General features: G+C 68.8%; 27 protein-coding genes. 12 read left to right on the plus strand and 15 right to left on the minus strand.

Annotated elements, in window-relative coordinates:
- Nucleotides 1–13: 13 nt before the first annotated feature.
- Entirely contained in the window at nucleotides 14–493 is a 480-nt protein-coding gene (ybiA, locus tag J2S55_RS37485) for a riboflavin biosynthesis intermediates N-glycosidase (RefSeq protein WP_306870943.1), read from the plus strand.
- 36 nt (nucleotides 494–529) lie between these two features.
- Here the strand turns inward: ybiA and J2S55_RS37490 are convergent, their stop codons facing one another.
- The 4 genes from J2S55_RS37490 to J2S55_RS37505 all read right to left on the minus strand — a co-directional run bounded on the left by J2S55_RS37490 (nucleotide 530) and on the right by J2S55_RS37505 (nucleotide 2,781).
- A complete protein-coding gene (locus tag J2S55_RS37490; RefSeq protein WP_306870948.1) occupies nucleotides 530–1,651 on the minus strand; it encodes an IS630 family transposase in 1,122 nt (373 codons plus the stop codon).
- A gap of 100 nt (nucleotides 1,652–1,751) precedes the next feature.
- Complete coding sequence (locus J2S55_RS37495) at nucleotides 1,752–2,267, minus strand: site-specific integrase (RefSeq protein ID WP_306870950.1); 516 nt, start codon at nucleotides 2,265–2,267, stop codon at nucleotides 1,752–1,754.
- Nucleotides 2,268–2,372: 105 nt separating this feature from the next.
- On the minus strand, nucleotides 2,373–2,576 hold the full coding sequence (locus J2S55_RS37500; protein ID WP_306870951.1) for a hypothetical protein: 204 nt from the start codon (nucleotides 2,574–2,576) through the stop codon (nucleotides 2,373–2,375).
- Between the two features lie 22 nt (nucleotides 2,577–2,598).
- Nucleotides 2,599–2,781 (minus strand): hypothetical protein, encoded by a 183-nt coding sequence (locus tag J2S55_RS37505; RefSeq protein ID WP_306875926.1) that lies wholly within the window; start codon nucleotides 2,779–2,781, stop codon nucleotides 2,599–2,601.
- Here J2S55_RS37505 and J2S55_RS37510 point away from each other — a divergent pair.
- The 4 genes from J2S55_RS37510 (at nucleotide 2,746) to J2S55_RS37525 (ending at nucleotide 5,931) form a co-directional block, all read left to right on the plus strand.
- Nucleotides 2,746–2,850: a universal stress protein gene (locus tag J2S55_RS37510; protein WP_370879807.1), complete on the plus strand. Its 105-nt coding sequence runs from the start codon at nucleotides 2,746–2,748 to the stop codon at nucleotides 2,848–2,850. The two genes, J2S55_RS37505 and J2S55_RS37510, sit on opposite strands and share 36 nt — an antisense overlap.
- Before the next feature lie 217 nt (nucleotides 2,851–3,067).
- Nucleotides 3,068–3,919: a universal stress protein gene (locus J2S55_RS37515; RefSeq protein WP_306870952.1), complete on the plus strand. Its 852-nt coding sequence runs from the start codon at nucleotides 3,068–3,070 to the stop codon at nucleotides 3,917–3,919.
- A 99-nt stretch (nucleotides 3,920–4,018) separates the two neighbouring features.
- Entirely contained in the window at nucleotides 4,019–4,876 is an 858-nt protein-coding gene (locus J2S55_RS37520) for a universal stress protein (protein ID WP_306870955.1), read from the plus strand.
- A gap of 197 nt (nucleotides 4,877–5,073) precedes the next feature.
- Nucleotides 5,074–5,931 (plus strand): universal stress protein, encoded by an 858-nt coding sequence (locus J2S55_RS37525; protein WP_306870958.1) that lies wholly within the window; start codon nucleotides 5,074–5,076, stop codon nucleotides 5,929–5,931.
- Here the strand turns inward: J2S55_RS37525 and J2S55_RS37530 are convergent.
- Genes J2S55_RS37530 through J2S55_RS37550 form a run of 5 tightly spaced genes read right to left on the minus strand, consistent with a single transcriptional unit; the run spans nucleotide 5,928 to nucleotide 10,408 of the window.
- Complete coding sequence (locus J2S55_RS37530; RefSeq protein ID WP_306870960.1) at nucleotides 5,928–6,431, minus strand: hydrogenase maturation protease; 504 nt, start codon at nucleotides 6,429–6,431, stop codon at nucleotides 5,928–5,930. The two genes, J2S55_RS37525 and J2S55_RS37530, sit on opposite strands and share 4 nt — an antisense overlap.
- Nucleotides 6,432–6,455: 24 nt before the next feature.
- Nucleotides 6,456–7,742 carry a Ni/Fe hydrogenase subunit alpha gene (locus tag J2S55_RS37535; protein ID WP_306870961.1) on the minus strand — a complete coding sequence of 429 codons (1,287 nt, stop codon included), beginning with the start codon at nucleotides 7,740–7,742 and terminating at the stop codon, nucleotides 6,456–6,458.
- On the minus strand, nucleotides 7,732–8,529 hold the full coding sequence (locus J2S55_RS37540; RefSeq protein ID WP_306870963.1) for an NADH-quinone oxidoreductase subunit B family protein: 798 nt from the start codon (nucleotides 8,527–8,529) through the stop codon (nucleotides 7,732–7,734). The genes J2S55_RS37535 and J2S55_RS37540 overlap by 11 nt, the downstream gene beginning before the upstream one ends.
- On the minus strand, nucleotides 8,529–9,347 hold the full coding sequence (locus tag J2S55_RS37545; RefSeq protein WP_306870965.1) for an FAD/NAD(P)-binding protein: 819 nt from the start codon (nucleotides 9,345–9,347) through the stop codon (nucleotides 8,529–8,531). The genes J2S55_RS37540 and J2S55_RS37545 overlap by 1 nt, the downstream gene beginning before the upstream one ends.
- Nucleotides 9,335–10,408: a 4Fe-4S dicluster domain-containing protein gene (locus J2S55_RS37550; RefSeq protein ID WP_306870967.1), complete on the minus strand. Its 1,074-nt coding sequence runs from the start codon at nucleotides 10,406–10,408 to the stop codon at nucleotides 9,335–9,337. The genes J2S55_RS37545 and J2S55_RS37550 overlap by 13 nt, the downstream gene beginning before the upstream one ends.
- 482 nt (nucleotides 10,409–10,890) lie before the next feature.
- Here J2S55_RS37550 and J2S55_RS37555 point away from each other — a divergent pair, with 482 nt between their 5' ends.
- Complete coding sequence (locus J2S55_RS37555) at nucleotides 10,891–11,760, plus strand: universal stress protein (protein WP_306870970.1); 870 nt, start codon at nucleotides 10,891–10,893, stop codon at nucleotides 11,758–11,760.
- A gap of 319 nt (nucleotides 11,761–12,079) precedes the next feature.
- A complete protein-coding gene (locus J2S55_RS37560) occupies nucleotides 12,080–12,952 on the plus strand; it encodes a universal stress protein (RefSeq protein ID WP_306870973.1) in 873 nt (290 codons plus the stop codon).
- A gap of 12 nt (nucleotides 12,953–12,964) precedes the next feature.
- On the opposite strand, the gene J2S55_RS37565 is transcribed toward J2S55_RS37560, so the two are convergent.
- The gene (locus J2S55_RS37565) at nucleotides 12,965–13,126 is read right to left on the minus strand and encodes a hypothetical protein (RefSeq protein WP_306870976.1); all 162 of its coding nucleotides are present in this window, start codon (nucleotides 13,124–13,126) and stop codon (nucleotides 12,965–12,967) included.
- A 7-nt stretch (nucleotides 13,127–13,133) separates the two neighbouring features.
- On the opposite strand from J2S55_RS37565, the gene J2S55_RS37570 reads away from it, so the two are divergent.
- From J2S55_RS37570 to J2S55_RS48445, 4 genes are all read left to right on the plus strand, one after another.
- The gene (locus J2S55_RS37570; RefSeq protein WP_306870978.1) at nucleotides 13,134–14,039 is read left to right on the plus strand and encodes a M14 family zinc carboxypeptidase; all 906 of its coding nucleotides are present in this window, start codon (nucleotides 13,134–13,136) and stop codon (nucleotides 14,037–14,039) included.
- Nucleotides 14,030–14,263: a hypothetical protein gene (locus tag J2S55_RS37575; RefSeq protein WP_306870979.1), complete on the plus strand. Its 234-nt coding sequence runs from the start codon at nucleotides 14,030–14,032 to the stop codon at nucleotides 14,261–14,263. Before J2S55_RS37570 ends, J2S55_RS37575 begins: the two co-directional genes overlap by 10 nt.
- Nucleotides 14,264–14,602: 339 nt before the next feature.
- Nucleotides 14,603–16,537 carry a multicopper oxidase family protein gene (locus J2S55_RS37580; RefSeq protein WP_306870980.1) on the plus strand — a complete coding sequence of 645 codons (1,935 nt, stop codon included), beginning with the start codon at nucleotides 14,603–14,605 and terminating at the stop codon, nucleotides 16,535–16,537.
- A gap of 336 nt (nucleotides 16,538–16,873) precedes the next feature.
- A complete protein-coding gene (locus tag J2S55_RS48445) occupies nucleotides 16,874–16,999 on the plus strand; it encodes a hypothetical protein (protein WP_370879734.1) in 126 nt (41 codons plus the stop codon).
- Nucleotides 17,000–17,301: 302 nt separating this feature from the next.
- Here J2S55_RS48445 and J2S55_RS37590 read toward each other — a convergent pair whose 3' ends face one another.
- The 4 genes from J2S55_RS37590 to J2S55_RS37605 form a co-directional block, all read right to left on the minus strand.
- Nucleotides 17,302–17,733 (minus strand): Hsp20/alpha crystallin family protein, encoded by a 432-nt coding sequence (locus J2S55_RS37590; RefSeq protein ID WP_306870983.1) that lies wholly within the window; start codon nucleotides 17,731–17,733, stop codon nucleotides 17,302–17,304.
- 134 nt (nucleotides 17,734–17,867) lie between these two features.
- Nucleotides 17,868–18,833 carry an Acg family FMN-binding oxidoreductase gene (locus tag J2S55_RS37595; RefSeq protein ID WP_306870987.1) on the minus strand — a complete coding sequence of 322 codons (966 nt, stop codon included), beginning with the start codon at nucleotides 18,831–18,833 and terminating at the stop codon, nucleotides 17,868–17,870.
- A 160-nt stretch (nucleotides 18,834–18,993) separates the two neighbouring features.
- A complete protein-coding gene (locus J2S55_RS37600; protein WP_306870989.1) occupies nucleotides 18,994–19,551 on the minus strand; it encodes a CBS domain-containing protein in 558 nt (185 codons plus the stop codon).
- Between the two features lie 43 nt (nucleotides 19,552–19,594).
- Nucleotides 19,595–22,249, minus strand: a complete 2,655-nt coding sequence (locus J2S55_RS37605; protein ID WP_306870991.1) for a bifunctional acetate--CoA ligase family protein/GNAT family N-acetyltransferase — start codon at nucleotides 22,247–22,249, stop codon at nucleotides 19,595–19,597.
- A gap of 170 nt (nucleotides 22,250–22,419) precedes the next feature.
- Between J2S55_RS37605 and mgtA the strand changes: the two genes are divergently transcribed.
- On the plus strand, nucleotides 22,420–25,101 hold the full coding sequence (gene mgtA / locus J2S55_RS37610; protein WP_306870994.1) for a magnesium-translocating P-type ATPase: 2,682 nt from the start codon (nucleotides 22,420–22,422) through the stop codon (nucleotides 25,099–25,101).
- Here the strand turns inward: mgtA and J2S55_RS37615 are convergent, their stop codons facing one another.
- The gene (locus J2S55_RS37615; RefSeq protein WP_306870997.1) at nucleotides 25,102–26,109 is read right to left on the minus strand and encodes a glycoside hydrolase family 65 protein; all 1,008 of its coding nucleotides are present in this window, start codon (nucleotides 26,107–26,109) and stop codon (nucleotides 25,102–25,104) included.
- Nucleotides 26,110–26,150 lie beyond the last annotated feature (41 nt).

Below are 26,150 nucleotides of genomic sequence, written 5' to 3' on the forward strand. Positions count from 1 at the left end.
CCGTGAGGTTCTCATGACGATCTACTTCTACGGTGCTGACGAGGTCCCGTACGGATGCTTCTCGAACTTCTCCGATCATGGCTTCGACCTTGACGGGTTGTGGTGGCCCACTTCAGAGCACTACTTCCAGGCGCAGAAGTTCGCAGGCACCCGCCACGCCGATCTCGTCCGGCGTGCTCGCACGCCACTGCGGGCAGCCGAACTGGGCCGTGATTCGTCCAAACCTCTACGGAGGGACTGGGAGCGGGTCAAGGACGACGTGATGCGCCGCGCGGTGGCGACCAAGTTCCGTGCGCATGCCGCCATCCGTGAGATTCTGCTGTCCACCGGTGACGAAGAGATCGTCGAGGACACCACCACCGATCATTACTGGGGTCGTGGCCGGACCGGGACCGGCAAGAACATGCTCGGGAAGATCCTGATGCGCACCCGTGGCCGACTCCGCGCTGAACTCGCCGAAGCCCGCAACGGTGACGGGCGCCTCGGTCGGTGACGGAGCAAATGTGCGGTGTTCCGCGTGTGGGGCGACTCAGGCTGCGGGTGCGAGGGGGCGTCCGCCCCAGCGAATGCCCTTCTCGCCGCGGATGCGTGCGCGTTCTCGGCGTTGTGCGGCGAGTACGTCGGGGTGGCGGGCGTGGGCGTTGCGCCAGCGCAGGTAGCGGTGCAGGGCCCGGGTCTGCACTGTGTGGTTGAGGTGGTGGGAGTTGGCCAGGGTGAACTGCCGCAGCGGTCCGAAGTGCGCCTCGATAAGGTTGGCCCAGGAGGCGTTGGTCGGAGTGAAGCACAGCTCGACCCGGTTCTTCAGGGCCCAGGCGCGGATCTTGGCGCCCTTGTGCGCGGAGAGGTTGTCCAGGATCACGTAGATCGGGGCGCCGTCCGGGCGGGCGGCCCGGATCGACTTCAGGGCCGCGAGGGTGTTGGCCGCGCCTTTGCGGCGGCGGTTGACACCCCACAGGGTGTCGTCGCCGACCGAGTAGCAGCCGTGGAAGTAGGTGACTCCGTGGGTGCGGTGGTAGGTCGCCGGGACCCGGTCGGGGTGGCCTTGTTCGGCCCAGCAGGCCCCGCCGGTGGGACGGGTACCCAGCGGGCCGAACTCGTCGAACGCGAAGGTGCGGTCGGGGAAGTGCTCAAGGACATGCTCGATGCGGTCCAGTTTGCTGTCGCGCTCGGGGTCGCTGGACTCCTTCCAGGTCTTGGTCCGCTGGAACGTGATGCCGTGGCGGGCGAGCAGGCAGCGCAGAGCCTCGCGGCCGATGCGGATCATCCGGCCGTGGACACGGCGCAGGTAGGCGGCGAGCTTGCGTAACGACCAGCGGGTGAAGGGCTGGGCGAGTTTGGCAGGGCGGGTGGTGGCCGTCGCCACGACGAAATCCTCGTCGTCAGGGCTGAGCAGGCGGGGACGGCCTCCCGCCCACCGAGGGTCCAGACAGGCCAGCCCGATCTCGTTGAACCGGTGGATCACGTCGCGCACTGTGTCCTCATCAGCCTGCACCAGCTTGGCGATCACCGGCACTCGGTTCCCACCTGCCGAGGCCAGCAGCATCATCGTGTGCCGGTAGCGCACCGAGCTGGTGCTGCCCCGGCGCACGATCTGCTGCAGCCGTTGCCCCTCCTGATCGGTCAGCCTGCGGACTCGAACGGGCTCTGCCACCGCGCCTCCACCTGTCGATGGTTCGTCGTTGCCTCACATCCAACCGGGCCGGCACCCACCACCGCGGGCCGCAACCTGGTGAACCATCCCGGTCACAGCACTAGCCATCGGCCTGGACGAACAGCGACTCACTCGGGGAGCGGTCATCGAGGAGCGGCTGCAGCAGGGCGCGCACCCGGGGCGGGATCGGCATGCGGTCGACCTTGCGGCGAAACAGGATCACCGTGTGATGGCCGGCGTCGGCGGCCACCGAGGAGACGGTGAGGGCGACCAACTCGCCGACGCACATCGCGCACACGCTGAGCAGCGCCACGGCTGCGGCATCGGCCGGGTAGGCGGCACTGATGGTCTCGGCGCCGTCGACCAGGGCGGTGGCCTCCTCCACGGTGCGGGCCGGAGTAGTACCGACGATGGAGACCTCGGGCCGCTCGACCGGATCGGCCAGGTTGACCGGGTTGACCGCGGTGAGACGTCGGCGCAGCGCGTAGCCGTACAGGCTCGACAGGCGGTGGGCCACCGTGGCCGGAGTCAGCGCAACCCCCGGCCGGGCCAGGCCGGCGCGGGCCGATCCGGTGCCGATGCCGTCGCGGTAGTGCGTCAGGTGATCCTCGCTCACCTGCAGGAGGTCGACGCCGGGCAGCTCGGCGTCCAGCCAGCGTAGGAGGGCGGCGACGTCGGTCAGGCGGGCGCGGCGGGTGGTGACGGCCGTGCCCGCCTTCAGCTAGGCCGCCACCGCCGACCACTTCGCATGGGGGAGCGCGTCGACATCGTCGACGTCGGCGCCGGGCACCTCGCCGCCGGCGCTCCGGGGGCGGCGCGACCGCAGGCCGGCGATGTCGCCCACGGTGGCGACCATCGGCTCCGGCACGGCCACCGCTGTGGTGAAGAGACCGGCGGCCGGGCTGACATAGCGGCCGGGCGGCATGCGGGTGTACGAAAGAGGGCGACTACGGGGTGCATGACCCCTTGCTGTCGGCGACTCGTAGGCTCAGCGTCGTGCCGTAGTGCTGGCGCATGCTCTGGCCGGCGGGCGGGTCCTGGGTGCAGACGGCGCGTTCGAGGTGCGAACCGTCGTCGGATCCCGCGGCCACGGCCTGCTCGCCTCCGCCGTCTTCGGCTCGGTCAGCCACGGCGTCCTTCACCACGCCCACTGTCCCGTCGCCGTCCGTCCGAAGAGGCCGGCTCCGGAGCCGGCGTAATCCTCCGGACGGAGCAGGCGCCCGAACGCGATCGGCGGGAAAGGCGGTGCGGTGGCGCGCCTGATCGGCCGCGGCGCCGGAGAATCCTCAGCCACGTGACCGGACTCTCCGCCGGGGGAAAGGGCGAAGGTCCTGTTCATGCCGGGACGATCGCCCCTGGGGAAAACGCCGACGCTGCGGTCGGATGGAAGCGCAGCAGAAGCGAGAGGAACACGTCATGACCGAATCGATCACCGCTGCGACGGACGGCTCGCCCGCCGCCATGGCGGCCGTGAAATGGGCGGCTGATGACGCCGCCCGCAGAGGGTTGCCGTTGCAGATCGTCCACGTCGTGGAGCGCTGGCCGTATGGCGTCGCCGCGTTCCCGCCGCCCGACTGGGCCGAGCTCGCGGCGCGCGCCGGCGAGCAGGTGCTCGTCGAAGCGATCACCGTGGTCACGGAATACCGGCCGGACGTCCGGGTGAGGACCGAACTGATCGAGGGATCACCGGCCAAGGTTCTGCGGGAGCAGGCCGGCACGGCCACCGAGATCGTGATCGGCAGCCGCGGCCTGGGCGGCTTCGTCGGCGCCCTGCTGGGCTCAATGGTCCTCCACGTGGCCGGTCATGTGCCCGGCACCGTCGTGGTCGTCAGGGCGGATGCCGGCGAGCCGCACGGTGAGATCGTCGTGGGTGTCGACGGCTCCGCCGAATGCGAGCCCGCGCTGGCCTACGCCTTCGAGCAGGCCAAACTGCGCGGCTGCGCGTTGCGCGCCGTCCACGCCTGGCAGCGGCCGGTGTACGGCCTCATACCGGAGATCCCCGCCGACATAGAAGAGGTTCACCGTTCCCACCAGCGTATGGTGCGAGACAAGCTCGCTGCCTGGCGGGAGAAGTTTCCCGAGGTGGAGGTGGTGGAGGACGTTCGGAGCGCGCATCCGGTCGAGGCTCTGGCCGATGCTTCGACCAGGGCCGACCTGGTCGTCGTGGGCTCGAAGGGGATGGGGGCGGTCGGCTCGGTGCTGCTGGGCTCCGTCAGCCGAGGCGTGCTGCACCACGCCCACAGCCCGGTGGCGGTGGTCAACTCGTGACCACCGGCCTCGTACGGCAGGCCTGACGAGCCGTCGGCGTGAGCCGCTGACCGTCCGCTCACGCCCATCAGCCGCGGTTCGACCAAGGCAGAAAATCTCATGATCGTCGTTGGAGTCGATGGTTCACCGGGCGGCTTGGCTGCTGTGAGCTGGGCGATGCGCGAAGCTGACATGCGCGGCGTCAAGGTGCGCATCGTGCACGTTGTGCCTGCGTGGGCGTATGAGCTACCCGATGACGCGCCTCATGCCCACGTGGGCCGCTGGATGCGCCAGAGTGCCGCCTCTGTGCTGGCGGACGCCCTGCGGCAGGCGCGCGACGAGAGGCGCGGGGCCGAGGTGGAGTCCGAACTGCTGCGGGGAGATCCCCGGCTCAGTCTGATCAGGGCCTCCAAGGACGCCGACCTCCTGGTGGTCGGCAGCCATGGGCTGGGCGGCTTCGGCGGGCTGCTGCTCGGCTCGGTCGCGCTGGGCGTGTCCGGCCAGGCCACCTGCCCCGTGGCCGTCATCCGCAGGATGCGCACGCAGCCGCGCAACGAGGTCGTCGTCGGTGTCGACGGCTCCCCAGGCGGTGCCGCCGCGATCGAGTTCGCGTTCACCGAGGCCGACCTGCGCGGCGCCGACCTACGCGCAGTCCACGCCTGGAGCGAATCCACCGCCGGGTGCCGGCCTGAGAGCACATCGGCCCCGACCGATCAGGCCGGTGCGGAACGGCTCCTGCTGGCCCGGGCGCTCACCAGCCAGGGAGAGCATCCCCCGGGAGTCAAACTCGTGGAACACGTCGAACGAGGACATCCGGTGGAGGTCCTGTTGAGAGTCTCCATGGGCGCCGGCCTGCTGGTGGTGGGATCACGCGGGCGCAGCGACGTCGCCGGGATGCTCCTCGGGTCGGTCAGCCACTCGCTGCTCCACCACGCCGCCTGTCCCCTTGTCGTCATCGCCGTCGCAGACAGCGCCTGATCGCAGGCAGCCCTCTCCGGTCAGGCCGGTGCTCGCCCCGACCACAGGTCGCCCGCGACCTCGTTGAACCGCGGCGCAGATGACTCGCCGATGTGCCCGGCTCTAACGAAAAAAGGTCGGAGGTCCCCAGTGAACAGAGACGTTTCGCCCTACTGACCAATCCGGGCATCACCGACCATGGAACCGAGGCGATAACCATGAAGGAATCTCGCAAGATCGTCATCGGCTATGACGGCTCGGATTTCTCCATGCAGGCCCTGGACTGGGCGATGGACGAGGCGGAACTCAGAAAACTTCCGCTGACCCTCACCCACGCGTGGCGGTGGCCATACAGGGAGGTCGACGGCGGAGCCAAGCTTCATCTCCGCGAAGCCGCCGAGCACGTTCTGCACCACGGAGCCGACTGCGCCCGCGCGTGCAGCATGATCGCCGAGGTGGCGACCGATCTTTACGGAGGCTCTGCCGCGCAGCGGCTCGTCGAGTTGTCGGCCGGCGCGGAACTCGTCGTGGTCGGCTGTCGGGGACTGAGCTTTCCGGCCCGGTCTGTGTTCGGTTCCGTTACCGCCACCGTCGCGGCCCATGCGCGCTCGCCGGTGATCATCGTACGAGGGGCAGGCCCCCTGTCCGTGCCCTTGCACCCGGGTCCCGTCGTTCTGGGCCTCATGAACACCACGGCTGACGAGGTGCTCGACTTCGCCTTCCATGAGGCGGCTCTGCGGCATCTGCGCCTGCGCGTAATACACGCAGGTCATCCGCGCCTTCTGACGTGGGGCGTCGCCATGGCGTCCCTGCCCGATCCCGACGACTCAAGCCGGGCCTGCCAGGAGCGGCTGAACGAACGTCTCGCACCGTGGCAGGAGAAGTACCCAGAGGTCTCCGCCGATGTCGCCCTCACCATGAGTGCGCCGAATGAGGCGTTGAGGGCAGCCTGCGCCGAGGCCACTCTCATCGTCGCGGGCACGGGCCGGACGGCACGCCGCACGGGCCATCTCGGTATGATCACTGGATCGCTGGTCAGGCACGCGTCTTGCTCCGTCGCCGTCGTTCCATCCTAGGAGGGGCGGAGCCGTACTGAGCTCTGCGGGACGAGATCGGCTATGGTCGCGACGGTCTCTTCGACGGCATGCCGTACGGCGGGCGTCATCGGGGCTCCGAGCCCGAAGTCGGCGCCCTCAATGGTGTAGAGCGCGAGTTCACGAGGCAGACGGCCGAGTGCGTGGCCGAGGGCGACCGCATCGACGACGCCTAGAGCGTGGGAGCTGGCGTACTGGATGGTGGTGGGGGGCGGCTGCGGAGCGTCCCCCTGTGCGGGAGAAGAACCGAGGACGGTGTGCCGGACCACTGCGCCCGGGGGCGCGCCGGAAATCGCCGTGTCGATCACGATCACAAGGTCCACGCCGGTCCACGCCTCGATCAGCTCGGCCGGGTCTCCCTCGTTCTCGATCACGGGAACCTCCGGGGGAAGCATGCCGCGCAGCAGTCGGGCCGCCTCCAGCCCTGCGGCGTCGTCCCCTCGGAAGTCGTTGCCGATCCCGATGACGATAGGGGCGTGCATGATCCCTCCCGGGTTGGATCGATCTCAACGGTCCAGGTGAAGGTGGAGGAAGTGGGCCGAGCAGGAGATACACGGGTCGTGGTTGCGTACCGCCCGCTCGCACAGCGCCGCCAGCTCCGCCTCCGGCAAGTCGAGGCGGGGCTCGACGAGATGACGCAGATCCATCTCGATGCGAGCCTGATTCTGCGAGGTCGGAGGCACGATGTCGGCCTCGGCGATCAATCCCGCGCCGTCGATCCGGTAGCGGTGGTAGAGCGTGCCCCGCGGAGCCTCCGAGACCCCGTGACCGACTCCGGGACGGGGCTCGGCCGGTATGGACGGCGCCTGCGGTTCGGTGTAATCCTCGATGATCCGGATCGCCTCGTCGCAGGCGTGCAGGATCTCCACCGCCCGGACCACGATGCTGCGGAACGGGTTACGGCAGACGGGGCCGAGCCCGGCGGCTTCGGCCGCCGACCGGGCCAGCGGGGACAGCTGCCGCCCGTTCAGGGCGTAGCGCGCCAGAGCGCCCACCAGATAGCCGGCGGTCCCGTCGAGCCGCGCGTGCAGCGCGGTGGAGTGCGGAACCTGCTCTTCCACGATGTGGGCGGGCCAGTCGGCTGCCGCGAATCCGGTCCCGTCACTCACCGCGATCGTCCCGGACAGGATGGCGTACTCCGCCGGGTGGTGCAGCGCGAGGAAGCGGTAGTCGTGCTCCACGTCGGGAAAGTCGAACCCGGCCACCCATTCCACCGTCGCCAGTGCCTCCTCGCGGGCTCGGCGCAGCCGTTCGGCGACCGGCGCGAGCTCGGCGCGGGCGGGCGCCCGGTAGAAGCCGCCCACCCGCACGTTGACCGGGTGAATCGCCCGGCCGCCGAGAGCTGCCACCAGTTCGTTGCCGGCCTTCTTCAACGTCAGCCCCCGCTCCACCAGGTGGCGGTGGTCGGCCGCCATGGCCACGCCGCTGTCATAGCCGAGGAAGTCGGGGGCGTGCAGCAGGCAGATGTGCAGGGCGTGCGACTCGATCCACTCGCCGTAGTACAGCAGCAGCCGCAGGTCCCGCAGGGGCCCGGTCACCTCTATCCCGCAGGCCGCCTCGATGGCCTGACAGGCGCTCATCTGGTAGGCCACCGGACAAATGCCGCAGATGCGGGCGGTGATGTCGGGCGGCTCGGTGTGATCCCTTCCGCGCAGCAGCGCCTCGAAGAAGCGCGGCGGCTCATAGATGTTCAGCTCCACGTCGGTGACGCGGCCGTCGCGGGCACGCACCAGCAGTGACCCCTCGCCCTCCACGCGGGTCAGCCCGCCGATCCTGATCGACTTATGTGTCACTTTCGGCCTCCTCGGCGGCCTGGCGGAAGGGTTCTTCGGTGGCGTTGAACGTCCGGTAGACGCGCACCAGTTCGGGGGTGCTCATGCCGAGTTCTCGTAACTGCGCGTTGAGCGCCCGGGCGTTGGGGCTCTCCATCGGGCCGAAGCAGCCGTAGCAGCCCCGGTTGAACGCCGGGCAGAGCGCTCCGCAACCGGCCTGGGTGACCGGGCCGAGACAGGGTGTGCCGTGGGCCACCATGACGCACACGTTGCCGCGGGCTTTGCACTCCACGCAGACGCTGTGGGCGGGTACGAAGGGGCGCCGGCCGGCTAGGAAAGCCGAGATGACCTCCAGCAGCTGTCGTTTGTCGATGGGGCAGCCGCGCAGTTCGAAGTCGACCGGCACGTGGGCCGAGATCGGTGTGGAGCGTTCCAAGGTAGCGATGTAGTCGGGCCGGGCGTAGACGATCGCGGCGAACTCGCGCACCTCGGCGAAGTCGCGCAGCGCCTGGATGCCGCCCGCGGTCGCGCAGGCACCGATCGTCACCAGACGCTTGGACACGCGTCGCACATGTCGGATCCGCCGCAGGTCGTCGGGGGTGGTGATCGACCCCTCGACCAGCGACAGATCGTAGGGCCCGGGCCCGACCGCGCTCGAAGCCTCCAGGAAGTAGGCGATGTCCACCTCGGCGGCGACCGACAGCAACTCGTCCTCGCAGTCCAGCAAGGTGAGCTGGCAGCCGTCGCAGGAGGCGAACTTCCACACCGCCAGCCGCGGGCGCCCGGCCGTGGCCGCCGGCCCGGCCATCACAGCTCCCTCACGGCCAGCAGGCCGGCGGCCCGCTCGTAGCTCAGCACCGGACCGTCGAGGCAGGTCAGCAGTGGGCCGAGCTGGCAGTGGCCGCAGCGGCCGACGCCGCACTTCATGTCGCGCTCCACCGACAGCATCACCCGTGCGGCCGAAACCCCCCGTCGCACCAGCTCGGCCGCGGTCGCGCGCATCATGATCTCGGGACCGCAGACGAAGGCGAACGTGCGGCGGGGTTCGAAGACGATCCGGTCGATCAGCCGCGTGACCAGGCCCACCGGCCCTTTCCACGCGAGGTCGGGGTGGTCCACGGTGACCTGGACGTCGATGCCGTCCCTGTCGCGCCAGCGGGCCAGCTCACCGGGGTAGATCAGGGTCGCGGGCGTGCGGGTGCCGACGATCAGGCTGATGCGACCGTACCGGGAGCCGTGAGCGGCCAGCTCTCGGATGACCGGCCGCAGCGGGGCCAAGCCGAGCCCACCCGCGGCCACGACCACGTCCAGACCCGCTGCCGCCGACAGATCCCACGCCGTGCCGTACGGCCCGCGCACCCCCACCACGTCACCGCGCCGGGTGCGGCACAACGCCCCGCTGACCGCGCCCACGGCGCGGATCGTCTGCACATAGCCGCCGGAGCGGGCCCGACCGCTGATCGAGACCGGTATCTCCCCGACCCCAGGGGCGTAGATCATCGTGAACTGACCTGGTAGAAACGGCGGACACGGGCCCTCGACCGGCTTGAGAGCCAAGGTCACCGTGTCGGCCCGGTCCGGGCGGCGGGAACGCACCAGGTAGGGCGCCGACGTCATAGGATGCATCCCAGCTCCTCGGTGACGTCGATACCGGTTGGGCACCAGGTGATGCACCTGCCGCAGCCCACGCAACCGGACATGCCGAACTGGTCGAACCAGGTGGAGAACTTGTGGGTCAGCCACTGTCGGTAGCGGGCGGATCCCGAGCCGCGCACGGAGGAGCCGCCGACTTCGGAGAAGTCCAGCGTGAAGCAGGAGTCCCACACCTCCGTCCGCTCTGCGACACCGCCGGTGAAATCACTGGAGTCCTCGACCGTGGTGCAAAAACAGGTGGGGCAGACCATCGTGCAGTTGGTGCAGGCCAGGCAGCGAGAGGCGACCTCGGCCCAGCGTGGGGAGTCATGGGCTCCGGCCAGGCGCTCCTGGATGCCGTCGGTATCCACTTGGCGGCCCATCCGGGTGGCGGCGACGCGAGAGATCTCCTCGGCGGCCGAGATGTCGTCCCCGGTGGCCGGTCGATGCGAGATCGTCGTGACGATCTCCGCTCCCCGCCCGCTTCCCGTCTCGATCAGGAAGCGGTGCGGGTCGCTCAGTTCGGTGAGCGCCAGGTCGAACCCGGCGGTGGCTTTCGGCCCGGTGCCCATGGAGACGCAGAAGCAGGTGCCGCCGGGCACCGCGCAGTTCACCGCGATGAGCAGCATCGCCTCGCGCCGCTTGCGGTAGGCCGGATCGGGATGCCTGCCGCCGAGGAACACCCGGTCCTGCACGGCTATCGCGGCCAGATCGCAGGCGCGCACGCCCAGCAGGGCGATACGAGGTGCCTCGGCCTCCGCCTCCTCCACCGTCCCCTCACGCATCCGGAACAGGCTCTGCCGGGGCGGCTGGGTATAGCGTTTGGCCGAATCGGGGCTTGCGGCGAAACCGAACACCAGAGCGTCGTGCCGCTCGGTCAGCCGGTAGCGGCCGGGTTGCTGCTCGTCACCTCGCCCTGCGGGTAGCTGCGCGGCGCAGGAGATTTCGGCGAACCGAACAGCCCCGTCCCGCGTCGTCGGCCCGACGACGGTGAAGCCACGAGAGCGCAGCCCGGCGATGAGCGGTTCCAGCGACTCTGTCACAACTGCGTTCATGGGACGTCCCCCTTTGTCCCTGGCTTCTCGTATGTCGGATCCTCACCCGGGGGACAGGAGACGATGTCATCTTCCTTCCACACGGGCGCGCCGGCCATGCCGATGACGCGTCTGAGATTTCGCCGTGGCCGTACCACGATGGTCACCCCACCGCGCCGATCCGGCAGGCAGGACCACCATGTCGACGCCGATGCCCCCGGAAAGACCATCCACAGGGGCGATGTCGCACGACGAGACCCCTTATCTCGAACATTACGTCTTGCCGGTGAGAACGCGCAGTGCCGAAAGTCCCTCGTCGGACGGCCAGGAGACCTCAACGCGAGGAGACGGCGGGTCCTTCCTGACAGGAGCCCGACGGCATCCCGCCGGGCTTGCGGCGCACTTCACGGGATGACCGTAGGTCCCACGAGAAGGGGACCTACGCCGGTGGCACCTCCTGCCGCCCGGCGGTGTGATGCTGCCATGAGCATCGGGAGGTCGCCATGATCATAGTAGGAGTCGACGGCTCGCAGGCCGCTCTCAAGGCCGTGAGCTGGGCGGTGGGAGAGGCCGGCGTGCGTGGTGCCGCGCTGCGCATCGTGCACGCCGTCCCCGCCCTACCCTTGACGACAGCGAAAGACGCGGCACACGCCGATACGGACCGGCGGATGCGTGATGCGGCCGCGTCCATGCTGACGGCGGCACTGGAACGCGCACGTCAAGAAGATCCTCGTGTGAAGACGGAGTCGTCGCTGCTGGCCGGTGACCCACGCCTCGTCCTGATCGAGGCCGCGAAGGAAGCGGAGCTGCTGGTGGTCGGCAGCAGCGGGCTGGGAGGATTCCAGGGCATGCTGCTCGGCTTGGTGGCGTTCGGCGTGGTAGGACATACCGCTTGCCCGATCGCCGTCATACGGAATCCGCCCGCGCAGGCACGCGGTGAGGTGGTCGTCGGGGTCGACGGCTCTCCGGACGGCAGGGGCGCCATCGAGTTCGCCTTCGCCGAGGCGTCCCTGCGTGGTGCCGGTCTGCGGGCGATTCACGCCTGGAACTGGCCCGTCGGCTGCGGGACGTTCGCTCTGTCTGCTATGGAGGAAGAAGAGACCGCCGAAGGTGAGCGGCGTCTGCTGGCCGAGGCGCTGGCGGGCTGGAGTGAGCGCTATCCGGATGTCAAGCTCATCGAGCAGGCGGAGCACGGGCATCCGGTGGAGGTTCTGAAGAACGCCTCGGCGCACGCCGACCTGCTGGTCGTGGGGTCACGTGGACGCGGAGACTTCGCCGGGCTGCTGCTGGGCTCGGTCAGTCACGCACTGCTGCACCACGCCGCCTGCCCGCTGATCGTGGCGCCCGCCGCGGTGGTAGCCGAACACGTCTGATCAAGGAAGGACTCTCTCGATGGCCGCGGAAACGGGGCGGACGCCCCGTACGCCGTCGGTCTCGCGTCCCCGCCCGACGCGGGGCCGTACAGGCAAGCGGAGAGACTTCCCGAGAGCTTCCCGCGTTGGTAGATCGTCGGGCGCGTCGAGATTCCCTGACTCCCGCTGGTGTTGTTCAGGGATGGCCCGATGGTCTGCCGGAGCCGGCCCTGGGCGGGACGGAAGTCCTGAAAGCGGGGGACGTTCGCCCGCTGCGCGTGACGGCCTCCAACAGTGAGATGGAGATGGAAGACACGGAGCTCCCGACAAGGAGATGACCATGAGTGGGCAGATCGTCGTCGGTGTCGATGGTTCCGCGACCGCGACGGCGGCGCTGGAGTGGGCAGCCGATGACGCCGCGCGAAAGGGCGCCACCTTGAAGATCGTGTGCGTGCGTGAACCGTGGGCAGGCGACTTCCCCTTCCACACCGCCCCCGGCCTGAGCGACGCGTTGAGAGAGCACTGCGACGAAGTGCTCGCCGCGGCGGCCGCTCGGGCCCGCGAGCGAGCGCCGGAGATCGAGGTGACCACCGACCAGGTGATCGGCGCGGTGGTCGAGCGGCTGAAAAGCGAATCCGAGACCGCCGACACGCTCGTGCTCGGCAGCCGTGGATCGGGCGGTTTCGCCGGCCTGGTCCTCGGATCGGTCGGCATGGGAGTCGCCGGGCACGCGGCCGGCCCCGTGGTCATCGTGCGGCAGGCCGCCCAGAGCGTTCACGGTGAGATCGCCGTCGGCTACGACGGATCCGTTCACGGTGAGGCCGCCCTGGAGTACGCCTTCGAGCAGGCCCGGCTGCGCGCCGCGCGACTCCACGTCGTTCACGCCTGGCAGACCCCGGCGTTCGCCTCCCGCGCCGTCACCTACGCCGATCTGCTGCAGGAGACGTTCGAAAGCGAATCCCGCATGGCCCGCCAGCGTCTGGTCCTCTGGCGCGACAAGCACCCGGATGTCTCGGTGAAGGAGTCGATCCTGTGCGGCCACCCGGTACCCGCCCTCACCGACGCCTCACGTGCCGCTGATCTGGTCGTGGTCGGCTCACGCGGCCTCGGCACCCTCGGCTCGGCCCTGCTGGGCTCGGTCAGCCACGGTCTTCTGCATCGTGCCCACTGCCCCGTCGCCGTCGTGCGCCCCGGAAGGGCTCCATTGAGGTGATCTCAGCGACTTTTAAATGAGTCTGCTGTGCTCGAAATGGGTGAGGACAAGTGCGGCGCGGGTGATGTCATCGATTTTGCTCGGGCTGGCGGTGATGTGCTGCAGGGTGCGCCAGCGTTGCGTGAGTAGAGCGAAGCCGCGTTCGCCCAGGCGGCGCAGCGCGCGCAGCAGCATGGTGCGGGTGCGGGTGTCGATCGTGGACCAGATGCACGCCGAGCTCGACGACCTCGCCGCCGCCCACCCCGACCTGGTACGGCTGCGCCGCATCGGCACCTCACGTCTGGGCGAGCCGCTGCGCGTGGCGACCATCGGCGCGGGCCCCCATGACGCCGTGATCATCGGCGGCCCCCATCCCAACGAGCCCATCGGCGCGCTCACCGTCAGCGCGCTGCTGCGGCAGCTCGTCGAGGACGCCGCGCTGCGCGAGGACTTCGGCTTCCGCTGGCACCTCATCCCGTGCGTCGATCCCGACGGCGCCCGGCTCAACGAGGGCTGGTACACCCGGCCGAGCGACCGCCGCGCCTACGCCGAGCACTTCTACCGCCCCGCCGAAGTCGACCAGGTCGAATGGACCTTCCCGCTGACCGGCGAGGACTACTTCTTCGACCGCACCCTGCCGGAGACCGAGGCGCTGATGCGGCTGATGGACGAGGTCAAGCCCGCCTTCGTCTACTCCCTGCACAACGGCGAGCTCCAGGGCGCGTTCTACTACCTCAGCAAGCACGACCCCGCGCTCGCCGCCCGCCTGGCCGCCATCGCGACCGCCGAGGGCCTGCCCCTGCACATGGGGCCGCCGGAGGTGCCGAGCGCCGTGCCGATCGGCCCCGCCGCCTACATGACCCCGAGGGGCGCCCAGATCGCCGCCACCTACGGCATCGGCGGCGCCAGCGTCGACTACGCCGACCGCTTCGGCGCCCTGCACCTGGTCACCGAACTGCCCTACTGGGCCGACTCCCGCGTCGCCGACCAGACCCCCACCGACCAGCAGTACGGCGACGTGATCCAGGACGGCCTCGCCGCGCAACGCGCCCTGATCGCCGAACTGGCGCGGTCGGCAACCGGCAGACCGCGCACCTCATGCGGCTGAGGTACTGCGGGACCTGCCTGCGCATGCTGGACGCCGAGCTCGGCGCGGGCAACCAGACGCCCGCCATCCGGGCCGAACGGGCCCGGTTCGGAGCACGCTTCGACGACTGGTTCACCGGGGCCGAAGCCGACGCGACGCCCACCCCGATCCCGCTCCGCTCGCTGGTCGCCGTGCAGCTCGGCGCGGCCCTGCTCGCCGCGGAGTCGGCCAAGCGGAAGCCCTGAGCCGAGCGACACCGCATCGGGTCACCGGCCGCGCCGGGCCGCTTTCGTGTCATTCAAGAAGTCACCAGGAACGCCGGAAAAATCGTGGGCATCGGCGCGTTGAATTATTGGCATATTTCAGAATCGGCAGCCCGGCATGCGGTTAATGGCCGACCGTTTACCAAGCAATGAGATGAGTCTCGCCAACCGGACGGTGGCCGCTCAATATGGTTTATCTCGCACAGAAGAGGCAGGGGTGGGCGCGCGTCTGCCTTGCAAAATAAAGAAATATCCACATTTGTAGCCTATGGCTGAAATTGCCAATTTCATTGCCATCTTCGATAGGAGTTCGGAAGACATATGCCTGAGCTTGTACGGCGACGATTCCTGCAGATCGGCGCGATTGCCGGAGCCTCCATGCTGGCTCCGACCCGGTTCGCCGAAACATCCTTCGCGCGATCCCTGCCGGGACGAACGGTCGACCCGACCGCCATCAGAAAGTACGTTACACCGCTGGTGATCCCGCCGGCGATGCCGCCGTCCAAGACAAAACGCAAGCTCGACTACTACGAGATTGCCGTGCGCCAGTTCAGGCAGCAGATCCTGCCTCCGGGCCTACCGGCGACGACGGTGTGGAGCTACGGATCGGTCGACCAGCCGAAGTCGTTCAACTATCCGGCGTTCACCATAGAAGCTCGCTATCGGCGACCGATCCGAGTCAAATGGATCAACGATCTCGTCGACCAGCACGGCTGCTTCCTGCCGCACCTCCTGCCGATCGACCAGACCTTGCACTGGGCCAACCCCCCGGGCGGCAAGCAGCACCGCGACTCGAACAGCACCGATCAGACCCCCTACCGCGGACCGGTGCCGCTCGTCACCCACGTCCACGGCAACCACACCTTCGACTACAGCGATGGATACGCCGAGGCGTGGTACCTGCCGGACGCCTCCAACATCCCAAAGGGATACGCACGCGAGGGCTCTTTCTTCAAGTTCTTCAAGGAGAAGTCACCGCTGGGCCACGACTGGGACACCGGTGAGGTGGTCTTCGAATACGGCAACGACCAACCGGCCAACACGCAGTGGTACCACGACCACACTCTTGGCATGACCAGGGCCAACGTCTACGCCGGGCCGGCCGGCTTCTATCTGCTCCGCGGCGGCCCCAACGACCTGCCGCAAGGTTACTTGCCCGGCCCCGCGCCGCAGGTCGGCGACCGACCGGGCAAGCGCTACTACGAGATCCCGCTGGCCGTCCAGGACCGCTCGTTCAACAACGACGGTTCCCTGTTCTACCCCAACAGCCGGGCCTTTTTCGATGGGTTCACCGGCCCGTACGCGCCGGACAGCGACGTGCCGCCGATCTGGAACCCGGAGTTCTTCGCCAACACGATCGTCGTCAACGGGAAGACCTGGCCGGCACTCGGGGTGGAGCCACGACGGTACCGCTTCCGCATCCTCAACGGATGCAACAGCCGCTTCCTGATCTTCAAGCTGGTGTCCGACCCGCTGGCGCCGCGTCCCGCTCCAGCGGTGTTGCCTCTCTGGGTGATCGGCGCGGAAGGCGGCTTCCTGCCCGCACCGGTATCACTCGACAATCTGCTGATGTCGCCGGCCGAACGGGCTGACGTGATCGTGGATTTCACCGGCCTGCCCGTGGGCACGGAGATCTATCTGATCAACGAGGGGCCGGACGAGCCCTTCAACGGCCAGCCGGGGACCTTCGCCGATCCCGCCACCACCGGCCAGGTCATGAAGTTCAAGGTCGTGCCGCTCACCTCGCGTGACACCAGCACTCCACCGGATCGGTTGAAGCTGCCGGCGGCCGCCCCGCTCGGTGCGGAGACCAACCGCCGGCAGGTTTCCCTCAATGAGCAGGATTCGGCCGTCCTGCCGGGTGTGGGCCCGGTTATAACGCTGCTCGGCACAGTGCAGAACGGCGCGGCCGTCCCGTTGCGGTGGGACGACAAGATCACCGAGAATCCCGCACTGAACTCCATCGAAGTCTGGGAGATGTACAACTTCACGGCGGACGCGCATCCGATCCATATCCATGAAGTGCAGTTCCAGGTCGTCGACCGGCAGCCGATCGACGGTGATCCGCGACCGCCGGAGCCATGGGAGCGAGGCTTCAAGGACACCGTAATCGCCTACCCTGGAGAGATCACACGGGTGAAGGCGAAATTCGACCTGCCCGGCCAATACGTCTGGCACTGCCATATCGTCGAGCATGAGGACAACGAGATGATGCGCCCCTACCACATCGGGCCCATTCCTCCGTCTCTACCATAACCGCGTCGTATCGATCATCATATAGAGCAATTTCAGTAAAAGCGGTATCGACCTATCGCGTTAACTCTTTTGTCGCCTCCGGCTCGACTCCCCCCGAGGGCCGTTTCCATCGGATGAGCATCGTTCTGCAGGTGCTTTCACAACGAGGGCGGCGTGCCGGCCGATGACCGACGGGTTACGCGGTTGAAACCGCAGGCCCGCGCGGATCCCACAGTCCAGGGCTGACCGATGCCGCGAGAAGACCACCAGCGTCAAAGGCGAAAGCCTCGACCTGCGGTACTCCGGAAGGCTCATCACCACGGCGGCAACACCCAAGCGCTGTTCGCCCCCGACGGCATGCCGTTGTGGGTCTCCGACGTCGAGCCCGGATCGATCCACGACATCACCGCCGCCTGCGCCCACGCCCTGCCGGCCCTGTATCCCGCCTGCGCCCGCGGCCTGCCCGTCCTGGCCGACCCCTAAAAGTCGCTGAGATCACCTCACTGAGGAGCGGTTTGCGGGCGCGGGTCAGGCGATGGACCCCCTCTGATCATCGCCTGATCTCGTGAGAAGGATTACGGGAGTGTCGTCGACGATGCCGGCAGCAAAACGCCTTCAGACGGCTGCGCAGACCCATCGCGATCACCGTGCCCTTCCCGAGCCCGGCCCCCAGGGTGTCCTGGTCGCTACCTCGGTGATCGTCACGTCCCCGCCGGTAACGCGCGCCTTCTCCAGCCGTGAGGCCATGCGGGCCCGCTTCACCTCAAGCGGGCCCGCGCGACCCGTCAGGTATCCGGCTGCGGCTTGGACTCGATCGGGATGCGTTTCCCCTCCTGCTCGGCGTCGGCGAGTTTGACGCTGACCTCCAGGATGCCCTTGTCGTAGGTCGCCCTGATGTCGTTGTCGTCCACGCCGACGGGTAGCGTGACGGAACGAGTGAAGGAGCCGTAGCGGAACTCCGTCCGGTGCTGGTCCTTGCGTTCGTCATGCCGCTCGGCGCGGACGGTCAGGACGCCGTTGGACAGAGTTATCTCGACATCTTTTTCGGGGTCGATTCCCGGCAGTTCGGCGCGTAGTACGTAGCGGCCTTCCTTGACATAGTCCTCGAATTTGATGGGCTGGGTCATGGGCGGCCGCAGGGCGGCGAAGGGAATCTCCAGCAAATCGAACAGATCGGGGACGAGGCCCCGCTGCTCCCGGCGCATCGGCGTACTCATGTTTCCTCCCTGCCCTTCGGAGTTTCCTTACCTTGATGCCATCACCGAGCAGGGGCGGGCGCAGCGGTCGGAGGTCCCTGAAGAACAGGACTTTCGGCCGCCGTTGTGAAACAGCTGGAAACGGCTGGTTTCCTTCAGGCTGTTTCGAGGATGTCCGAAACGGGACGGCGTGGGGTGCCGAGCACAGCCGGGCCATAACCGAAGCGGATGATCATCTGTGGGTGGGCGCGGTGGTGCCGCGGATCTGTCCGGCCGCGCATGTCCCGCAGGTCCAGTGGCTGGTTGAGGAACGAGGCGGATACACCATAGAGGGTCGCGACCAACAGCACCCGTTGCAACGCTTGTCCGGCTCGCAGCCAGTCGAGCGGGTGATCATCCCAGGTGGTGAGGACGGCGAGCTGCGGACGTGTCTCCCACCGGGTGTCACTTGCCGGTAGCTGACCGAAATCGCGGTTAAGTGTCCCGGTGCCTCCTCCGGGGCCGAGATGATCCGGCGGGATACCGTCCGTCCGCGGGACGTCGGTGGTCCAGCGAGCGAGCTCCGCGCGGTAGTCGCCGTCAGCGTGGAGCCGAGTGTCGGCCATGCCGATCTGCTGCAGGAACGTGTCGCTGATCCGGGTGTCCACGATGATCAGGTCCGTGCCTTCGGAACGTGCGGCCCGGACCAGCTCGTGCATGATCGGACGAGGGACGATGCATCCAGAGAACGGTCGGCGGTTGGTGTGCCGTGCCGCGATGGCGTCGTAGAGCCTTCGCTCCTCGCCGGAGGGCGGGATCGATCGGGCCGGGCGCACGACGGCGAGCAGCGGTACCTTCATCTCCGACTCCTCGGTCCGCGGCAGTAGCCAGGTCACAGGGTCATAGCCGGCCACGCGCAGTGCCAGCCGCAGGTTCAGCAAGGCGGCGCCGCAGCTGATGTGCAGGCAACGATCGCGTGGATCGGCCACCGTCAGCCTGCGGTCCAGATCTGCCCGCAGTCGCACGGTCTCGTCCCCGTACACGCTGAAGCGCCAGGGCTGGGTGTTGTGCATCGACGGAGCGGCACCTGCGGTGGCGATGAGCCGCCGGGTTTCAAGGCGTCCCTCGGCTGGGCTGGGCATGACGCACCTCCTCCATCTGAGGCTTGCCTACCGCAACCGGACTCGGCAGGACCGAAGGTCCCAAGTTGTGCGGTCTTTCGGCGTGCAAAGATGTCGTCGGCGCGCCCGAAACCGCTGGACGCTAGCTCTCCTGGGATGTCGGAGGCAGGGGCCAAAGCCTTCAGCGCCGGCACCGGGCAAGATCAGCGACTGATGCTCCGGTCTGGGCATTCGCCCGGCGGCATGCCGACGTCACCAGAACCTCCACGCGGACCTCACGTTCGATGTCCCGGTCAGAGCGGGCGAACACCTTCAGCAGGTCATGGCGGCTGACGATGCCCACCAGATGGCTGTGGTCGTCCAGCACCGGCAGCCGTTTGACGCCGTGGTGCTCCATCAGGCGGCCGGCGGTCGCCACCGACGCATCCATCGAGACGGTGACTGCGGGGGCGGTCATCAGCTCCCGGGCGACCTTGCCTCTGGCCTTGTCCGCATGCGGCCCCTGGTCCGGCCGGGCCTGCGGCGGCGGACAGCTCTCACCGTAAACCCGCTCTCTGTCCTCTTCCTTGTGCAGGAGATCGGCTTCGGAGACGATGCCGGTCACGTGGTCGTCACCGTCCACGACCGGTACGGCGCTGACCGCGTGGGTGACGAGCAGCTCGGCGATGTCCTTGAAGCAGGTGTCCTCACCTACCGAGATCACCCGCTGGGTCATGACGTCCTTGACGTTGACAGGCACCTTTGCCTCCAGACGGGCCCACAAGTGCGATGGGCCGGCTCGTTCATCGGAGCCGCCGGCGGAAGAGCGAGGGCGGCGGGGCTGCGGGAGCGAGCCGTACTCGCACGTCCACGGCCACCGCGCCGGCCGGGGTGACGATCACCGGATTCAGGTCGAGCTCGACCACCTCCGGGAGATCCTCCAAGAGCCTCCCGACGCCAGCGATCTGCTTCCGTAACGCGGCCACGTCGACACACGGGCGTCCGCGATAACCGGTGAGCAGGGGAGCGCAGCGGAGCTCGGCGATCATCGCCGCCGTGTCCTGGTCGCCGAGTGGCGGCACCCGGAAGGAATGGTCGGCCAGAAGCTCTGCGGTGACGCCGCCCATGCCGACCATGAGTAAGGGCCCGAAGGCCTCGTGCGCGACGCCACCGATGATGATCTCAACACCCGCCTCGATCACCGGCTGGACGACCGCGCCGGTCATGGCCGGTCCGATCGAGCTGGCCATCTCCCTGTAGGCGCGGCCGACCTCGTCCGGCGTGCCGAGACCGACGCGAACGCCACCGACGTCACTCTTGTGCACCAGGTCCGGACCGGTGGCCTTGAGCACCACCGGCAGCCCGATCATGACGGCCGCCGCCGCGGCGCTGTCCGGTCCGTCGGCCTCGATCGACTCGGCCGTCTGGATGCCGTAGCAGCCGAGCAGGCGGGCGGCGGTGCCATAGTCGAGCCACCGGCCGCCGGGGTGGCGCGTCAGGTCCGCCTCGACGATGCCGCATGCGGTGACGGTGTCGGCCGGGCGCGGCTCGGCGGGCGGGACTTGCGGTGCGGCGCGCCAGGACGCGTAGTCCACCGCGTGGTGCAGCGCCTGCACCGCCTGCTCGGGGAAGGCGTAGCAGGGCACACGCCCGTCCAGCAGGCCGTCATGCCCGCTGATGCACGCGGCCACGGTCTTGCCTGCCGACGTGGCCGCGCGGGCGATGGCCTGGCGGGTTCTGCCCAGGCCGGAGCCGAACGGCGGGGTATATACGACCATGACGATGTCGATGCCCGGATCGGCCAGGACGGCCTCGATGGCGAACGCCAGCTCCTGCGCGCTGCCGTCGGCGGTGAGGTCGACGGGGTTGGCCACGGCTGCCGCGACCGGCAGCCGGGAACGCAGCCGCCCGCGGGTGACCGCCGCCAGCTCGGGGACCAGCAGATTGCGCTGCTCGCAGGCGTCGGCGGCAAGGGCCTGCGGTCCGCCGGAGTTGCCGACGATGGCCACCCGCCTGCCCTGCGGCAGCGGTTGGGTGGCCAGGAGGCGCGCAGTGTCGAGCATGTCCTGGACGGTGTCTACGCGGATGACGCCTGAGGCTTTCAGCAGGGTGTCGACGACCACGTCCGGGGTGGCGGCGGCTGCGGTGTGGGAGCGGACCGCCCGCTCGCCTGAGCCGCCGCGGCCGCTCTTGACCGCGATGATCGGTTTGTGCCTGCTCACTCGCCGTGCGATGCGGCCGAATCTACGAGGGTTGCCGAACGACTCCAGATACAGCGCGATCACGTCGGTCGCCGGGTCGTCCTCCCAGTACTCCAGCAGGTCGTTACCGCTGACATCGGCCTTGTTGCCGACCGAGGCGAAGGAGGAGATGCCGACCTCCAGACGGGCCGCGCGGTCGATCAGGGCGACGGCGACCGCGCCGGACTGTGACATCAGGGCCAGATGCCCCGGGGCGGGCGGGTGAGGCAGGAAGCCAGCGTTGAGCCGGGCTGCGGTGTTGACGATGCCGAGACAGTTGGGACCGACCAGCCGGATGCCGGCCTCACGGCAGATCCTCAGCAGTTCAGCTTCCATGCCCTTCTCTCCGGCCTCGGCGAATCCCGCCGTGACGACGACGAGGTTCCGCACGCCGTGGCCGGCGCAGTCGCGGGCGACTTCCAGCACGGTGCAGGCCGGGGTCGCGATGACCGCCAGATCGATCGGGCCCGGCACGCTGCCCACATTCGCGTAGACGGGCAGGCCGCACAGTTGCCTGGCGTATGGGTTGATCGGGTAGACGGGGCCGGGGAAACCTCCCTGAAGGAGGTTCCGCAGAATGTGGTGGCCGACTCCGCCCGGGGTGCGGCCGGCGCCGATCACCGCGACTGACTCCGGGCAGAACAGCCGCCTCAGGGAGGTCGACGCCGCCTGATGCGCGCGTGCCTCGATCCGCTCCAACATGCCCGAGGTGGGTCGCGGATCTATCCGGACCTCAACCGATCCGTCGTTGAACGCGCGGGTGACGTTCAGCCCGATGTCGTCCAGCACCCGGAGCATGGGCCGGTTCTCGGCGAGCACGTCGGCGACCAGCTCACGCACGCCCTCGTCGGCGGCGTTCAACGCCAGGTGTTCCACCAGCAAGGTGCCCAGACCGTGGTGGTGCATCCCGTCATCGATCAAGATCGCGATCTCGGCGTCGCCCGCATCGCCGGGAATGTACTCCGCGACCGCCACCAGTCGGCCCTGTGACAGAGCCACCAACGCGCGGCCCGGGTAGCCCGGCGCTGTGATGCGGTCCATATAGGCGTGGGCGGTCGCCGTGCCGCCGGTGAAGAAACGCAGATAGGCCGAGCGCTCAGAAGACCTGTCGACCAGCTCGTGCAACCGCGCGCGGTCGTCCGGCCGCAGCGGCCGAATGCGGGCGATGCCGCCCTCACGCAGCAGGACGTCGCACTCATCGGGAACGGTCCGTCTCATACGGTCCAGCCTCGCTCATCGCCGAGGCGACCCTTAGAGTCCAAGTGCCCTTGCGGGCAGGGACTGTCGGCTCTAAGGGGCGCGGGTGCCGAAGGTCCCTCCAGCTGGTGCCTTTCGGCCGGAGAGCCATCCCGCCTGGCGGTGCTCTGCTGGGGAGTATGGGGACCGCCGTGCACATACCGTCGGGTGCGGCACACCTGATGGGTCTGTCCGCCGGTGAGGCGGCCGCGCTGCCCGCCGTACAGGTGCTCGACCGGCTGGGCGTCACCGAGGCGGGGTTGTCCGGTGCCGAGGCCGCGCGGCGCCGGGCGATCTGTGGTCCGAACGCGGTGCGCGTCCACCACGCTCGGGCGTTGCGGGTGCTGGGGCGGCAGCTGCGCAATGCGGTGCTGGTGCTGCTGGTGGTAACAGCGGTCGTTTCGTTCTTTGTCGGGGACAGCACCAACGCGGTGATCATCGGGGTGATCCTGGCGGCCAGTGTGGGGTTGGGCTTCGTCAACGAGTATCGGGCCGAACGGGCGGCTCAGGCGCTGCATTCCCAGGTCAGGCATACCGCCGTGGCGGTGCGCGATGGCCGGCTCGTCGAGGTTGACGTCACCGTGCTGGTGCCCGGCGACGTGGTACGGCTGACGCTGGGCGGGATCGTCCCGGCGGATCTGCGGCTGCTGACCACGACCGGTCTGGAATGCGACGAGAGCGTGCTGACCGGTGAGTCGCTGCCGGTGGACAAGATGGTCGCGCCCGTCCCGTCCGGCACGGTGCTGGCCGAGCTGCGCTGCTGCGCCCTGATGGGCACGGTCGTGCGGGCGGGTGGCGGTACCGGCGTGGTGGTCGCGACCGGTGGACGCGCGGCCTTCGGCCGCATCGCGCTCGGCCTGGGGCAGCGGCAACCGGAGACCGCTTTCCAGGCCGGGTTGCGGCATTTCTCGGTGCTACTGCTGCAGGTCGCGATCACGCTGACCTCACTGATCCTGGTGACGAACCTGGTGCTGCAGCGCCCGCTGATCGAGTCATTGCTGTTCTCCCTGGCGATCGCGGTAGGCATCACCCCACAGCTGCTGCCCGCGGTGGTCAGCACCAGCCTGGCGGCCGGTTCTCGGCGGCTCGCCCGATGCAAGGTGCTGGTCAAACGGCTGGTCTGCATCGAGGACCTCGGCGACATGGACGTCCTGGTCACCGACAAGACCGGTACCCTGACCGAGGGCCGGATCGCTTTCGTCGCCGCCCTGGGCCCGGACGGAGCCACCGACGACCGGGTGCTGCTTCTTGGTCTGCTGGCGACCGAGTCCGATCTGCCGGCCGAGGCCGCCTCTGCGACAGAGGCCGACCTGCCGGCCGGCGGCTCGGTCGCGGTGGGAGGAAATTCGCTGGATGCGGCGCTGTGGCAGGCGCCAGGTGCTCCGGTGCACCTGGCCGGCGGCTACACGCGGCTCGGGCTGCTGCCGTTCGATCATGAACGCCGAATGACCACCGCCGTGCTCCGCGGTCCGGACGGCACCCGGGTGCTGATCACCAAAGGCGCGCCCGAGGCCGTCCTGAGCCGCTGTCCGGACCTGCCGGCCGGAGCTGCTGACACGCTGCGGGCTCAGTTCGCCGCCGGCAGCCGGGTCGTGGCCGTCGCCACCCGGCCCGTTGCCGGTCTGACCGTCCCGACGCCGGCCGACGAACGCGACCTGATCCTGGCTGGGTTCCTGGTGTTTCTCGATCGGCCCAAGGAAGCCGCCGCCGCCTCACTGCGCCGCCTCGCCGCGCTCGGCATCACCGTGAAGGTCGCCACCGGAGACAACCCGCTGGTCGCGGAGAAAGTCTGCGCCGACCTCGGCCTGACCTCGGGTGGCACCATGACCGGCACCGACATCGCCGCACTGGACGACGACGCCCTCGCCGCCGTCGCCGAGACCACCACGATCTTCGCCCGGGTCTCTCCGGAACAGAAAGCGCGGCTGATCCGGCTGCTGCGCCGCCGCGGACGTGACGTGGGATTCCTCGGCGACGGGGTCAACGACGCGCTCGCGCTGCACGCCGCCGACGTCGGGATCTCGGTGGACACCGCCACCGACGTCGCCAAGGACGCCGCCGACGTCGTCCTGCTGGAAAAGGATCTCGGGGTCCTGGCCGACGGGGTCGCCGAGGGCCGGCGCATCTTCGCCAACACCATCAAGTACGTCCTGATGGGCACCTCGAGTAACTTCGGCAACATGTTCAGCGCCGCCTCCGCCTCAGCGGTGCTGAGCTTCCTGCCGATGCTTCCGGGCCAGATCCTGCTGAACAACCTGCTCTATGACACCAGCCAGCTCAGCATCCCCACCGACCACGTCGATCCCGAACAGCTCCACGCCCCCTCGCACTGGGACATCGGCTTCATCCGGCGGTTCATGTTCTTCTTCGGCCCGATCAGCTCCCTGTTCGACTTCCTCACCTTCGCGATCATGCTCGGCGTTTTCCACGCCGGCCCCGAACTGTTCCGCTCCGGCTGGTTCGTGGAGTCCCTCGCGACCCAGACTCTGATCATCTTCGCGATCCGTACCCGGCGGATCCCGTTCTTGCGCAGCCGGCCCAGCGTCCCGCTGCTGGCCGCCGTCCTCGGTGTCGTCGCCGTCGGGATCGCGCTGCCGTCATCGCCGCTGTCGCACGCGCTGGGATTCACCACACTGCCGCCCGTGTTCTTCCTCACCCTGACCGGAATGCTCATCGCCTACCTGATCCTGGTCGAGTCCGCCAAGAAGGTGTTCTTCGCAGGCCCTGTCGACAGGCCGCCCACTGTCCGCCGCCGCGACCATGTCCATCACATGCAGCGCCGGGCCTCCCGGTTCAGCCACCAAGGTCCGCTGCCCGGCCGCACCGGCCGGTGATCACGGTCGAGCCTGTGCCTCGAACAGGCAGACGACCCCGGCCATCGCGCCGAGATGGATCCCCTCGGCGGTGGTGCCTCCCTGGAGATCTTTCCCGTCGTTGTTCAGCGCCTCCACCAAGAAGGGGTGGGAGGCGCCGGGGCGCAGGCGTGCCAGCACCCCGGCGTGGACGACCGCGCTCAGCGTGGAGCCGTGGCAGGTGCGGGCCAGGTAGTAGTCCACCGTCCGAGCCGCCATCTCGGCGTTCCACTCGTAGCCGAGGCCGGTCAGGATCTCGCCGACCCCTTCCTGTCCCAGCAGGTGCAACAGCATGAGCACGTCGGCCTGCTTGGAGACCTTGTACCGGTTCGGGGTGTCCCCTTCGGCCTCCAGAATGCGATCCAGCCGCCGGATGTCTGTGTATTTCTCATCGAGTTCCGCGAGGTGCGGGGAGGCCGTCTGCAGCAGGTGGAAGAGGCACAGGTTGAGGATCTGCTGCGCCTCGACGTCCTCGGCGGTGACGTGCGCCCGCTGCCACAGCCGGTCCCAGGCTCGGGCGTGCCGCTTGAGCAGGGACGAGAAGCCGCCCGCGCGCACGACCGCGGCTCTGGCCGCGGCCTCGCTCTCGGTGATGGCCCGGTCCCGGGAGGTGTACAGGGCGACGACCTTCTCCACGGTGACCGCCTCGCCCGCTTTCACCTCGACGGTCCGCTCGTCGCTCACCCAGCCCTCCTCCACGCCGGTACGGCAGGGCCCGCCGGCCAGCGTGGTGCGAGCGGCGAGCGCGATCTCCACACGGGAGGTGGCGGTGCGTGCCAGCAGTTCGATCACGCCGTGGGCGGCGTGCCCACAGATCGGCACCAGGTGCCGGTCGGCCAGCCCGCGGTAGCGGGCGACGCCGGCGTTGGTGACGCGCCCGTCAAGCACCGAGCGGATCTCCAACGGCCCGCTCCAGTTCTCCGCGACGACCGTCATGGTCAGAGCCGCCAGGTGAGGGTCGTCCATCGAGACCAGGCGGCGCTGCTCCACCCGGGGGAAACCGCCCGTGCCGTGCTCCGATGGGCGGCGGG

This window comes from Streptosporangium brasiliense, from assembly GCF_030811595.1.
GTDB lineage: Bacteria > Actinomycetota > Actinomycetes > Streptosporangiales > Streptosporangiaceae > Streptosporangium > Streptosporangium brasiliense.

Coding starts and splice junctions, on each gene's coding strand:
- J2S55_RS37565 (WP_306870976.1), bottom strand. CDS start 13,126: ATGCTGCTGCGCGCGCTGCGCCGCCTGGGCGAACGCGGCTTCGCTCTA.
- J2S55_RS37605 (WP_306870991.1), bottom strand. CDS start 22,249: ATGAGACGGACCGTTCCCGATGAGTGCGACGTCCTGCTGCGTGAGGGC.
- J2S55_RS37500 (WP_306870951.1), bottom strand. CDS start 2,576: ATGCCGCCCGGCCGCTATGTCAGCCCGGCCGCCGGTCTCTTCACCACA.
- J2S55_RS37590 (WP_306870983.1), bottom strand. CDS start 17,733: ATGAGTACGCCGATGCGCCGGGAGCAGCGGGGCCTCGTCCCCGATCTG.
- J2S55_RS37520 (WP_306870955.1), top strand. CDS start 4,019: ATGATCGTCGTTGGAGTCGATGGTTCACCGGGCGGCTTGGCTGCTGTG.
- ybiA (WP_306870943.1), top strand. CDS start 14: ATGACGATCTACTTCTACGGTGCTGACGAGGTCCCGTACGGATGCTTC.
- J2S55_RS37555 (WP_306870970.1), top strand. CDS start 10,891: ATGATCATAGTAGGAGTCGACGGCTCGCAGGCCGCTCTCAAGGCCGTG.
- J2S55_RS37575 (WP_306870979.1), top strand. CDS start 14,030: ATGCGGCTGAGGTACTGCGGGACCTGCCTGCGCATGCTGGACGCCGAG.
- J2S55_RS37550 (WP_306870967.1), bottom strand. CDS start 10,408: ATGAACGCAGTTGTGACAGAGTCGCTGGAACCGCTCATCGCCGGGCTG.
- J2S55_RS37525 (WP_306870958.1), top strand. CDS start 5,074: ATGAAGGAATCTCGCAAGATCGTCATCGGCTATGACGGCTCGGATTTC.
- J2S55_RS37540 (WP_306870963.1), bottom strand. CDS start 8,529: ATGGCCGGGCCGGCGGCCACGGCCGGGCGCCCGCGGCTGGCGGTGTGG.
- J2S55_RS37595 (WP_306870987.1), bottom strand. CDS start 18,833: ATGCCCAGCCCAGCCGAGGGACGCCTTGAAACCCGGCGGCTCATCGCC.
- J2S55_RS48445 (WP_370879734.1), top strand. CDS start 16,874: ATGCCGTTGTGGGTCTCCGACGTCGAGCCCGGATCGATCCACGACATC.
- J2S55_RS37545 (WP_306870965.1), bottom strand. CDS start 9,347: ATGCATCCTATGACGTCGGCGCCCTACCTGGTGCGTTCCCGCCGCCCG.
- J2S55_RS37515 (WP_306870952.1), top strand. CDS start 3,068: ATGACCGAATCGATCACCGCTGCGACGGACGGCTCGCCCGCCGCCATG.
- J2S55_RS37530 (WP_306870960.1), bottom strand. CDS start 6,431: ATGCACGCCCCTATCGTCATCGGGATCGGCAACGACTTCCGAGGGGAC.
- J2S55_RS37560 (WP_306870973.1), top strand. CDS start 12,080: ATGAGTGGGCAGATCGTCGTCGGTGTCGATGGTTCCGCGACCGCGACG.
- J2S55_RS37580 (WP_306870980.1), top strand. CDS start 14,603: ATGCCTGAGCTTGTACGGCGACGATTCCTGCAGATCGGCGCGATTGCC.